Source organism: Sphingobium sp. D43FB (genome assembly GCF_002312805.1).
Classification (GTDB): Bacteria; Pseudomonadota; Alphaproteobacteria; order Sphingomonadales; family Sphingomonadaceae; genus Sphingobium.
Genome location: NZ_NMUA01000019.1, coordinates 13003 through 24858, shown reverse-complemented (window position 1 = coordinate 24858; position 11856 = coordinate 13003). Strand labels below are relative to the sequence as shown.

The 11856-nt window shown below is 61.8% G+C and carries 11 protein-coding genes; 8 read left to right on the top strand and 3 right to left on the bottom strand.

Features of this window, described 5'->3' with window-relative positions; all coding sequences use genetic code 11:
- Positions 1-130 precede the first annotated feature (130 nt).
- The 6 genes from SxD43FB_RS15830 (at position 131) to SxD43FB_RS15805 (ending at position 7999) form a co-directional block, all read left to right on the top strand.
- Complete coding sequence (locus SxD43FB_RS15830) at positions 131-727, top strand: type-F conjugative transfer system pilin assembly protein TrbC (RefSeq protein ID WP_333973277.1); 597 nt, start codon at positions 131-133, stop codon at positions 725-727.
- On the top strand, positions 699-1295 hold the full coding sequence (locus tag SxD43FB_RS15825) for a S26 family signal peptidase (protein ID WP_096063037.1): 597 nt from the start codon (positions 699-701) through the stop codon (positions 1293-1295). Before SxD43FB_RS15830 ends, SxD43FB_RS15825 begins: the two co-directional genes overlap by 29 nt.
- Positions 1292-2179, top strand: coding sequence for a conjugal transfer protein TraF (locus SxD43FB_RS15820; RefSeq protein ID WP_096063036.1), 888 nt, complete (start codon positions 1292-1294; stop codon positions 2177-2179). The genes SxD43FB_RS15825 and SxD43FB_RS15820 overlap by 4 nt, the downstream gene beginning before the upstream one ends.
- Before the next feature lie 65 nt (positions 2180-2244).
- Positions 2245-2778, top strand: coding sequence for a hypothetical protein (locus tag SxD43FB_RS15815; protein WP_255245756.1), 534 nt, complete (start codon positions 2245-2247; stop codon positions 2776-2778).
- A gap of 47 nt (positions 2779-2825) precedes the next feature.
- Positions 2826-4250: a conjugal transfer protein TraH gene (locus SxD43FB_RS15810; RefSeq protein ID WP_096063034.1), complete on the top strand. Its 1425-nt coding sequence runs from the start codon at positions 2826-2828 to the stop codon at positions 4248-4250.
- 8 nt (positions 4251-4258) lie between these two features.
- Positions 4259-7999, top strand: a complete 3741-nt coding sequence (locus SxD43FB_RS15805; protein ID WP_096063033.1) for a conjugal transfer protein TraG N-terminal domain-containing protein — start codon at positions 4259-4261, stop codon at positions 7997-7999.
- Positions 8000-8001: 2 nt separating this feature from the next.
- Here the strand turns inward: SxD43FB_RS15805 and SxD43FB_RS15800 are convergent, their stop codons facing one another.
- A complete protein-coding gene (locus tag SxD43FB_RS15800) occupies positions 8002-8394 on the bottom strand; it encodes a hypothetical protein (RefSeq protein WP_096063032.1) in 393 nt (130 codons plus the stop codon).
- Between the two features lie 588 nt (positions 8395-8982).
- Between SxD43FB_RS15800 and SxD43FB_RS15795 the strand changes: the two genes are divergently transcribed.
- Positions 8983-9510, top strand: a complete 528-nt coding sequence (locus tag SxD43FB_RS15795) for a hypothetical protein (RefSeq protein ID WP_096063031.1) — start codon at positions 8983-8985, stop codon at positions 9508-9510.
- Positions 9511-9957: 447 nt separating this feature from the next.
- On the opposite strand, the gene SxD43FB_RS15790 is transcribed toward SxD43FB_RS15795, so the two are convergent.
- A complete protein-coding gene (locus SxD43FB_RS15790; RefSeq protein ID WP_141249521.1) occupies positions 9958-10347 on the bottom strand; it encodes a hypothetical protein in 390 nt (129 codons plus the stop codon).
- Positions 10348-10357: 10 nt separating this feature from the next.
- Here SxD43FB_RS15790 and SxD43FB_RS15785 point away from each other — a divergent pair, with 10 nt between their 5' ends.
- Positions 10358-10885, top strand: coding sequence for an NADAR family protein (locus tag SxD43FB_RS15785; RefSeq protein WP_255245754.1), 528 nt, complete (start codon positions 10358-10360; stop codon positions 10883-10885).
- Positions 10886-10892: 7 nt separating this feature from the next.
- Here SxD43FB_RS15785 and SxD43FB_RS15780 read toward each other — a convergent pair whose 3' ends face one another.
- On the bottom strand, positions 10893-11831 hold the full coding sequence (locus SxD43FB_RS15780; protein WP_096063029.1) for a PfkB family carbohydrate kinase: 939 nt from the start codon (positions 11829-11831) through the stop codon (positions 10893-10895).
- Positions 11832-11856 lie beyond the last annotated feature (25 nt).

The window sequence follows — 11856 nt, the reverse complement described above, 5'->3', positions numbered from 1 at the left end:
ACGCGTAAAACGCGCGGTCGGCAAAGCCAGGGCGTCTGCGCCATCTTCGCCAGTTCTGCCGACCAAAACTAACGCCGCGGCACAGCACCGCGCGTTCGAGGGAATAAGCCGGCGCAAGCAGGATCCCGCCATGGCGGACCGCGTCAAGGCAGACGTCGCGGCGGCGCGCAAAGCCCTTGCCATCGAACGGGAAACCGCCAGTCGGCGGATCGCGCAGGCCCTGGGTCTTGAACAGCCCGAAGAAGCGGCATTGGCTGGCGTTGTTTCCGGCAGCAGCGCGAACCAGTGGGTCCCGCTACTGTTCGTGTCCTCCTCCATGCCGGTTGAAACACTGCGCACTTATGCAGGGCAGCTCGAACGGGCCAGGGGTGTCATGGCTTTTCGCGGCATGCCGGGCGGGATGCGGCAGGTTGGACCGATGGCGCAATTGTCAGCCGCGATACTGCGCCGCGATCCGGGATGCGAAGGTCCGGCCTGCGCCATGCGCGACGTGCAGCTGATCGTCGATCCACTGATTTTCCGGCAGCATCGCGTCACCCAGGTGCCGGCGCTGGCGATGATCCCGGGCGATCCGACCCGGCCCTATTGCGAGCGCGACGAGGCGAGCCCGCGCGCAGCGCATCTCGTGCTGGGCGATGCTGCCCTGTCCGGGCTTCTCGATGAATATGACCGCCTTGGCGGCAAGGCGGAGGTGCAGGATGCTCTTGCTGACATGGCGCGCCGGTAACCGGGTCTGGCGCGAACTCAAGGATCTGCCGCTGCGCGCAGCCGTGGCGCTGGGCGCTGCTGGTCTTGGGCAGCCGCCCCGTCGGGGTCAGCTTTTCAAGGCCTATGGGATCGTGCTGCCGATCGGCCTCTTTGCCTGGTGGGCGATGCCGCAGATCACATTGGTCATGACGCCCTCCATCGATGCCTGGGTCGTGCACCGCTCCCCCGGCCCGATCCGTCACGGCGACCTCGTCTCGTTCCTTCTGTCCGATCCGCTTGCCGGCCCCAAGCCAGTGAATGTCACCAAATATGCGCTGTGCTTGCCAGGCGACAAGATCGTGATGGTTGAAAAGCCCGCCACCCTGGGCGGCGGTTGGAACGGGTGGTACTATTGCAACGGCAGGCTGATGGGCATCGCCAAACCCTTAGCGCGCAGCGGCAAGGCGCTTGACCACTGGCGGCCGCACAGTCCGCATATTCCCGATGGCATGATCTTCGTCGGCTCGCGCCATCCCGACGGATATGACAGCCGCTATTATGGTCCGGTCTCCATTGCGCGGCTCACCCGCATGGAGAAGCTGCTGTGAAGCGCCTCCTCGCTCTGGGTGCCCTGCTGCTGCTGCCCGTCGATATTGCGGGTGCGCAGCCCGCGCCTCCAGGCCCGGGAGATCGCGGAACACGCGGCTATTGGTGGTATGAAACCCCAAAGGCCGACGCTGCGGAAAAAGCGGACGACGATGCCATTCCAAAACCCGTCATACCGCCGATGGCTGAACTGGCCAAATGGGCGCCGCCCCGGATCGCCAAGCTGATCGAACAGCAGCGCGACTATGCCGCCACTGTTCTCACCATCGATGCGGTCGCCGACTTCTGGCGGCTGCAGGATTTTGCCCGGCGCAAGGCGCGCGCTTTTGCAGGCGTCACCCAGCTTGCCATGCTCACCTATCCGCAGCTCAATGCCCGGGCCGCCAATCCGATGGTCGGCGAGGCCCGCGATGCGCTGGGCGCACATAAGGATCAGGTCCGCCGCCACTATCTGCGCGTACATGCCGGGGAATTTGCGCTGGTCATGTTCGCACGGGACTCCTGCGGCTACTGCAAGGTGCAATGGCCAATCGTCCAGCGGTTCCAGGAGGATATGGGCTGGCAGGTCAACCTCATGGATCTCGACCGCAAACCCGAACTCAGCCAGCGCTTCGGGGTCGAGGTAACGCCGACCACCATGGTCATTCGCCGGAACAGCGCCCAGCGCATGGTAATCGCAGCAGGCGTCGAGACTTATCCCAATCTCGCCCAGATGGCCTATCAGGCGGTCCGGCTGCTGCGCGGCGACATCCGGCCCGAACAATGGCTGACGGGAGCCGGCGAGGAAGACGGCTTCTTCGATGCGCTCGCCAATGGACCCGTCTCCGCGACCGATCCGCGCGTGATCGGCGGCGACCTCGTCGATGCCCGGGAGGCAAGGCCGTGACGCGCCTCGGGCAAGCCCGGTTTGCCTGGGCTCTTTTGCTGACAACATGGGTGCAGACGCCCGCAATGGCCGCTGCGCAGCCGACAGATCGCGAGCTTGCCAGGCGAGCCGCCATTCATCGGGTGTCGACAGCCGCAGACATGCGTCTCTGGCTGGCCCGCGTGCCGCTGACGCGCGACTTTCCTGTCGATTTCGAGATCATGCTGCGTGGCCACGCGTCGCTCTACACTATCGAGATGAGTACATCGCCTGGCTGCCTGCCCTGTGGCGATCTGTGGTCGAAACTTCAGTCGTTCCGCGCCCGCTATGGCTGGCAGGTGCGCACGATCGGCGCGCAGGAGGCGATGCTGCGATCGGGACGTCTCGGCCTTCCCTGGGTCGGAAACCCCGTCGCATGGGTGCGCCCGCTTGCCGACCGGAACCGCATGGTGCCGATCGCAATCGGCACTGATCATGGCGCTAATATCGCGCGCAACGTCTGGCTTGCCGCCCGCATGCTGACTGGAACCCGGGCAGCGGTTGGCGTGCGCGCCATGTCGAAATTTACCGGGATCGTCGACGTGAGGGCGCCGACCTCCTCTAACCCAAAGCGACGCTGATCATGGCGGGGCGGCGTCACATGTCCATTTTCATGAGGAAGCCTGCCATGGGACATCATTCACATCGTCTGACCCTCGCGCTCTCGATCCTCGTCGCTTCATGCGGCCAGGCGGCCCCTGCCTATGCCCAAGGCTGGGCCGAAAGCTGGTTCGATAATGTCACCTATAGCTCGCCGGGCAGCTTCGAGGACCAGACCCGCGGCTATGTGACCGCAGGCGGCATGTCGGGTCGCGTCGATGTCCATGACGATTATCTCATGAGCCTGACGCTTCCCAAAGTGAAGGCCGGCTGCGGCGGTATCGACATGTTTTTAGGGGGCATGTCGTTTCTCGACCCCGACTATCTGGTCCAGAAACTGGAGACGATCCTGCAGGCGGCGCCGGCCGTCGCTTTCCAATATCTGCTCGAAACCCTCGACGAGAAAATGGGTAACATCATCTCGAAGATGGAGGCAGCGACCAATTACCTCAATTCGATCCAGGTGAACGACTGCCGCCTCGCCAATCGCATGGTTCAGATCGCCAAAGGCGATGACAATATGTCGGGAATCGTTGAGGAGATGACCGGCTATAAATCTATCCGTGCAGGCTATGCCAATAGCTGGCAACAGAGCCGCGAGAAGATCCAGGCCAATAAGGGCAATCCCACCGAGGATCTGAAGGACGCGCTCGCCAATTGCCCGTCAGAGGTCACCGACATCTTCAAGACCGGTTCGCTGCTTGGCCATGCTGCCGCGCGCGTCGGTGCGTCCGACTGGGCGGGCGTGATGCGCGCACGGGTGGGCGACGTCTATATGCGCTGGGATGATAAGGACAAGGTGCCGCTCTTCTCGGCAATCCCCGCCTGCCCACGCCAGGATAGCGAGAGCGCCGATGATTTCCTGACCGGACGGGTGCCCACCCGCGCGCTCAACATTCCCGCGACAGCTTCGGATTGTTCGGTGAACGGCGCCGGGCGCGGCGCGCTGCTGCTGGCGCGCGAAAGGATGGAATCGGTGGCCGCCAAGATTCGTACCCGCGCCGCGTTGACGACAGAAGAAAAGCAGTTCGTCGCCAATGTACGGACCTTACCGGTCTATCGGCTGCTCGAATGGGGCGTGCGGCAGGGCCTGACCGACAGCGTGATCGCCGACACCGACGAGCTGGTCGCCCTCACCCTCGCCTATCAGATGCTCAATGATCTGACCCGCTCTATCGACTTTGCGCTCCAGAATGCCGAGCGCGGCGTGACAACGGCGGGCGCGGCTGACGCGGACAACACCAACATCTGCCAGACCCGCATCCTGACCAAGGGCATCGAGCAGCTAAGCGAACTGCGCGACGAGGTGCTGCGCCAGCGCGCGCAGATGCGCCAGTCCTATATCGCGGCCATGAACCAGGCGAACCTGTCGGCAAATTATGCCGGGGTGGTGCGCCAGCGCGACCGTGATGCGCGTGACGCCGCTGGCGCCAACGCCAATCGCAACCGGTGAGGCGAGCCATGCGTCATCTCATCCGCCTGGCATGCGTCCTGTTCGGCTTGCTGAGCGCCACGCCCGCGCTGGCGATCGATGCCAGCTATCACACTTGGGACGGCTTTTCCGAAACCGTCGACGCGTTTCACTTGGTGGCGATGATCTTCGGCGATCCGCGCTATGAGACATTGGTTTTGATTGTCGCTGTGGTCGGCATCGCGTTCGGCGCGGTCATCGCCAGCATTCGGGGTTCCGGCATGGGACTGGTTGCCTTCGGCTTCCAGATGCTGGTCGGCATCGGCCTGTTCGCCGGGATGATCGCTACGACCGGCACGGTCCACATCTATGACCGGGTGCGCAACGCCTATCAGCCAGTTGGCGGCGTCCCCAATCTCATCGTGCTGGTCGCAGGCGTCACCAACCTGATGGAACGGGCGCTGGCCGAAACGATCGATGACAACACCACCGATCCCAATGCCAAGCTGGAATTTGGCGCTGGCGGCCATGCGTTCGACCTGTTCCTGAACGCGGTGTCGCCGCGCAGCCCGATCGTCGACACCTTCCTTGATGCAACGGTGAAAGATTATGTGCGGCAATGCTATCCGGTCGCGCGTGTCTCGCCGCCCTATGGCGTCGATGACGATCAGCTGTTCCGGACCTCGACTGACCTTCCTGCTTCCTTTGCGGCGATGGCTGGCCCTGCTACCTTCTCGACCGTCTATACGGCGAGCGACAAGGGCGGCACGACGATGAGCTGCGATGCAGCCTGGGCCCATATCGCCGACCGTCTGTCGGATGCCACAGCGTTCGACGCTTATAGCGATCAGGTCTGCGCGCGCACCGGGTTCGATGTGAACCAGGCGAGCCAGCGCGATCGCTGCCGCCAGCAGATCGATGCGCTGGGCGACATGATGCTGGGTCAATCCATGAGCCGGCAGACGTTCCTCACCAACATCCTGCTCGGTCAGACGGTCGGCGATGTCTTGTTCGAGGATTCGCCTGCAGCCACGGCGCGGGTGATGGCGAACCGGGCGATCGAGTCCAATGGACTTGCCACGCTTTCCACTGCCAATGAATGGATGCCGACCATCCGGGCTTCGGTTTTCGCGATCATGCTCATGATGATGCCGATCGCGCTGCTGTTCATCCTGACGCCGATCAACCTGCGGGTCGCGAGCTTCGCGCTCGGCCTGTTCGTGTTCGTCGCGCTGTGGGGCGTAATCGATGCCGGCATTTACCAGCTCACCCTTGGCCGGGCGATGGATGTGCTGGCCGAGTTGCGTGCGACCAATGTCGCAGCCGATAGCTGGATCCTCGCGCCGTCGGCAGCGATGAAGGCGCTCGCCATCTTCGGGTCTTTCCGAACCGCAGCGGCGGGCCTGGCGGGCGCGTTCGTGTTCACCGTGTTCCGCTTCTCGGGCAATATGTTCACTGCGTTCACGTCGGGCATGCTCGGTGTCCAGGGCCAGGGCAGCATGGCGGCGGCAACCGTGGGGACCAGCGAGGGCTATGCCTCCGCGCTCGAAGCGCAGGCTTCGGCCGGTGGCACGATAGCGCGACGCTCCTCATCAGCGGGGTTCGGCGATTTTGGCGAACGCAGCAGTTTTGGTCTCGACCGAGCCTTTGCGTCAGCCGGGTCGGTCATCGGGGAACATGGCGGCGGCCCGTCAGGAACGGCGGCGTTCGGGCTAGGTCGGGCCGATGCCGCGCGGGAACTGGGCGCGCTTTCCCCTGCCCTGGTCGGGCGGGATTTGAACGATCCTGCCACGGCCAGCGCCATCCGGGCCAATGCAGCGACCTCTGCCATCCACAATTTTGCGCAGGGAGACGCGCTCCGCAAGCTTGGCACGAGCTACTTCGGCGACGGTCAGGGCGGCGAACGCGCTTTTGCCGCTTTCGCGCAGAACATGGTGCAGTGGAAGGCGTTCGGCGACAGCCAAGCCTATGAGATGATGCAGTCGGGGGCGCAGCGGCATTTTGAGCGCAGCGGCTATAATACAAAGGATGCAGCGCTCAAGGCCTCGACCGTGATCGCCCAGGCCGGTGCTGATCCGACCTTCGCCAAGATCACGGCCAACGCCTTCGATCAGGAACAGATGCTGCGTAATGACCTGACCGCTGCGCAGGCGCAGGTGGGCGCGATGGAAGGGCGACGGGACTATGCCGGCGATAGGGTTGCGGCGGTCGAGCGCGGCAATGTCGCGACGGAACAGGCCCATCGCACCGGGCATAATCACGGGCAGAGCGAGGCCGCAGGGATGCTGGGTCTCTCGGTCACCGAAACCAGCCGGCGCATCGGTTTCATAAATGCGCTTTCGGGTGAAGCGCGATCGACTGCGATCAGCCAGTTGTCGCGCTCGACCGGACGCAACGAAGCCCAGGTGCTGCGCGCACTGGAAAGCTACAATGCCGCTGTTCAGGTCGGCACTGCCGACGGAGCAACAGCGCAAGCCGCGCGCGAGGGCACGAGTGTCTATGGCCGCACGCGCGAGGCCGCTGGTTATGATTTTGCCGAGCGGTCGGGCAAGCTTGATGCCCAGCGCGAGATCGGTCCTGATGGCGTGCGCAGCTCGGCCCAGATAGGCGAGCAACGGCGCCAGGCGGACAATGCCGGTTTTGCCCAAGGCGCTGCTGCCGCTGGCGTGTCGGTCCGCGAAGCCGCGCGTCTGGATTCTTTCATTCGCACGCTGGCGGGCACTGCCGGAAACCAGGTCGATATGGCGCAAGGCGGTGCGGAAGGCATCGCCGATCGCGCACGCAACGAGCGACTGACCGGTATCGTCGACAAGGAGCGGCTCACCCGCACCCAGGCGCTGTTGCGCACCCATGGCGTGGAAATGTCGAAGCGCCAGATCGCCATGGACCAGAATGGCGACATCGGCCTTAACCTGACGCCGGAACTAGCCGCGCAGATGTGGCGAGGCGGCTTGATCAACGAAAGCCAGCTTGGCGCGATCGCCAATGGTGGGCATGCCCGGTTCAGTTTTGCCCATAATGATCTCCTCGTCTCCAGCAGCACCGGGTTCAGCCAGTCTGCGCGCAACGATACCAGCACGCGGTTCGAAGCCGGCAAACAGGCGGGGCCCGACACGATCGAGCATTTTCTGGGCAGCGGCGCGCAGGGCCAGACCGCCATGGCCAACTGGTTGCGCGGCGGGTTCGAGATGGATCGGCGGGGTGACTGGCGGCTGAAACCGCAGGTCGCTGATACGCTGGAGCGCGATGTCACCGCGATCATGGTCCAGACCGGGTGGCAACGCTCTCTATCGCGGTCAGCAGAGCATTCGACAGCAGATAGCCAGAGCATTTCCGGCGATATAACGGCGGCGGCAGCGCGCGGCGTTGGCACAAGCGGAAACGGTGCGGAAAAAGGTAGTGTCAAGGGCAGCGCGACAGGCTCTCTGAGCGGAAAGCTGAGTGCCGACATTTCGGACCGAGGGATTGCGGCAGTCTCAGCTCGCTCATCAATCGACATTGTAAATTATGATGTCCGGGAGGCAATTGCGTCTGCAGAAAAAGCCGCTTCTCGCTCCGGGCGTCCGGAAGAGGCATTCGCGAGGGAGTTGGGTGAACGGGTGCTCGGCAATGATGGGCTTCGTAACCGTTATTTGCGGCAGGCCGATTCAGGACGGGGCACGGTCGATGTCACTGGCCCAGTTACCTCGATGGAGCAGTCTTCTGTCCTCAGTTCGGGACGTTTGCTGTTCGATCGCGACAACGGAATGGCAGACGGGGACCCTAGCTACAAGGAGCGCCGGGACCCATGATATCAGTCCTGGATCACGCCGATGTGTCGAAAGTGCATATCGCCCGATCTCGGATCGGATGGATCGGTATAGGGATCCATGACTGGCCTTTGCGAAGCCGGTCCCGGCACGATCACCCATTCTCCGCAAGCAACCTTCGCTTTCAAGAAACCATAGCCGAGAACCGCTACGACCGTGATGGGATTGAAGATGAGGATGAGCAACACCATGGTGTTGGCCACGGACGTATTAATCCGGTCATAGGGGATGGCTATCATGATCTCGAGGCCAATCCAGTAAAGCAGCGCCGTTACCCAGTAGAGCTTCGCGTACCATGGTCGCCAAAACCAATCGGCAGCGCGCGGCGATGGCGAGCCTGCCTCATCTGTCTGCTCAACGTGATCAACATCCTGCATTTGCAGAGCCTTTCCATCTGGAAAAATAGCACAGGTTCATCCGATTGGAAACCGATCCGCCCTGGTCACCGTGGACCGATCGTCCATGGCCACCGCAAGACTCCTGCCCCCTCCTTTCCTCCTGCCCTCCATCGAGCTTTGTTTTACGGTTCTAACAACTGGGCACACTTCAAATCCTGGACACGGCCGCGATGAAGAAGAAGCGGCCCAATCGAGATGCGCCTCCCCGTCTTTCCACCGAAGCGGATGCCGCCATCCTACGACTTGCGCGCCTCCTGGGCCGTCAGATCGCGCGTGAACTTGATCAAGAGCGACAGCAGCGAGAAAAGCGCACGGACGTCCCGCCCAAATCGTGCGAATGAGGTTTGCTTGTCAGCCGTTTCAATATCAGATGAACCATTGTCGGCCGAATGTTGCGGCAAATGTGCTGCTATTCCTTGCTTGTGTCGGCGTATCTTTGCGCCGTACGGCGGTGCAATTGCGATCTTGCCGACGGAATGATTTTATCTGAAAATCACGGTCTTTCCGGAGGACGAACTTGTGCCTGCCTTTGCATTTTATCTAGTTTCCGCCGAGGGCGAGTCATCGATGAGGCTGGTTGATCTGCCAGATGTTGACGCTGCGAAAACATGGGCAATGGATGCGATCAGATATGAGTCGTTGGACACCGTCCGCTTCTGGGACGGTGTTCGCGTAATCGAGGTGAAACGCCCTGCGATGCGGCAACCCAGACAGAAGCCAAGTGATGCAGAGGAGCGCGGAAAGCGTATGATTGCCATGAAAGCCAAAGGCATGAAACAGCGCGAAATTGCCGCAGCATTTGGGATCAGCATCGGCCGGGTGCGCGATATCATGTCACGTGAGGAGTTGCGTACCCGGGAGGAAGCTATTCAAACCAACCGTGCCGCATTGTCAGGTCGGGCCAATAACGTGTTACGATATTTAGTCATCGAGCCGGAAGCGGACCCTGCCGAGCGCGACCGGCTACTTCCGGAGCGGGTTGCAACGTTGACGCGCGGGAAAATAATGAATGTAGGCAATTCGGGCAAGGTCACTCTTGCCGAGATTGAAGCCTGGCTGTGGGAACGAGGTCGTTGCCTTAGCCCCGATATTTGAGCTGGACTTTATACCGCATTCTTCCGTGTATTCGGGGCCTGGTCAGTGGGTTGGGCCTGTTGCAGCGTGCCGCGAAATGGCACGACGATCTGGGTATGCCGCATCTTTGCGCGCAGGTTAAGGGTTTCAAATGGGAGTGGGGTGAATGCATAAGTGGGCCATTCTGGTTGGTCCGCTTCGGGACGGTGCCAAGTGAATAGCCGACTCTCTACGTGCGAGCTGCAATGTCCACTTTGCACCCAATTATCGTCATCCTGCTTCCCTAAAACCGAACCCAACATCTGGCACTTGTCCATGTAGTGCGGATCGGAGAAATTCGGCTGGATCGGACTGCCCGCTCAAGAAATAAGCGCAGGAATTTCACTCGTCCGTTCATGCTGTGATGCCGCACTGTGCTCGTGCAGGTCGAGAAAGTGCGCTGACGGTGACGCTATCTCCGCTATCGTTTCAGGCGGAAAAGGCAATCTGGGCTTCGGGACCGTCGGCTTCACCGGCTTCGGGCAAGCGCAAATCTGCAATGGCATCCAAGACGCGCCTGATGACCGCGGCTCCCTCGGGGGTGTGGTCCCAAATCCGACGCAGACTGGCATTCGCTTTCGCCCACTCAGTATCCATCTCGATCTCTTCGTCGACTTTAGGCACATTCACCTTGAGGACCTTGCAGATCTGCACGACATTATTGCTAATTGTCTTAAAGTCACCCGCGCATATCCGGCCAACCTGACTTGGATGGACGTTCGCTAATCTGCCCAGATCAGCTTTGCTCAGCTTGCTCTTCGCGTATTTTCTGGAAATCCGCTTGTGGAGCTCATTTAATTGCTTGCATGTCGGCTTCATGCGAATTAGCATGTATTATTACAAGCAAATTTGCAAGGAACTATCGATGGACGATATCCGATTTTACCGGGCCAGCGAGAAGCCCTTCGGTGCATTCAGCAACCTCTATCGGCGCGAGATTGAATTCGAGGGTGAGACGTTCGCTACCAGCGAGCACGCCTATCAGGCGGGCAAAGCGCGTAAGCCGGCGGTGCGGAAATGGCTCATGGAGGCACCGTCGCCGGCGCTTCTGGCGATGGCGGCACACGGTCTCTACTACTGGGATGTAGCCCCGGGCTGGTCGACCTCAAAGTTTGATCGCATGCGGGCCGTGCTGCGGGCGAAGTTCACGCAGCACCCCGATCTTCTCGATCTGCTTCTCGGAACAGGCGAGGCGAGACTCGTGGAGACGGCGACCGTCGACAACGAGGTCAATCGTCTATGGGGCGAGGTCAATGGAGTCGGCCGGAACATGCTCGGGGAGCTGTTGATGGAACTTCGCGCGGCGCTCCGCGATCAGGGCGCGGGCGCCGACACCTATCTCGTGGCGGCGGAGTGAATCCCAGTCAGTAGATCGCGGAGCGGCTGTTCAGGATTTCGCGGACGAAGCCGGCGCCCCGCTTCTTGAAAAGGCCCCGGGCGCCGGCGTAGGCGCAGTTCTCGGCCGCGAGGCGCTGACCCGCGACGATCCCTTCGAGCAAGTCCGCAGCCTTGAGACTGGAAGTACCGAAGTCGTTGGTGAGGATCCAGTCGATCACGCCGACGCTGACCATGTCTCCCGAACCGCATGTGTCCAGGACCGTGGGCGCGTCGATCGCGTCGCACCAGATGGTCCCTCCGCTATCACGCACCTCGAGGCCCGCAGCACCATAGGTAACAATTCGGACGCAGTCGTGAAGGCGGTCCGCCAGACGGTCGCCGAGCCTGTCCTCTGAGTATTTCAGAACCGTCACGAGCTGCAGGGCCTCCTCGAAGAGTTCGCCTTCCTCGAAGTCGGACGGCTCGAAGAAGATGACCGCACCCGCCGCACCCGCCGTCCTCATTGCCTCAAGGATGCTGTCCGATAGCCGGTCAGCGTAAAAGATCGAGCATCGTGACAGCATGTTTAGCGCGGAGGCGACTTCGGCGTGGCCGATCGGCTCGTATCGCGGTAGCTCCTCGTGCGTCTCCGGGCACACGAAGCTGAATTCGTGCTGGCCCAATGCGGTGTTGAGCTCCTGCGTGAGCACGGGCGACCGAAGGTCGGCGCGTCGGGTGATGAACCGCGTGGTGGCGCCAGCCTGGACGAACTCGTCGATTAGTCTGTAGCCCGCATCATCGTTTCCGAGCGCCAAGACGGGTGCAACATGGCGATGGAGCATCGCCAGGGACACGAGCACGTTCCCGCACGAGCCGCCCAATGCCTCGTCGAAGAGATCGCCATCGGCGTAGATGCGGTCGAGCACCGCGAACCCAGTACCGGCGACGTCGACGCGATAGTCGAGGTAGAGGGGCAAGTCGTGCATGTTCACATTATGTACTCATTCATTG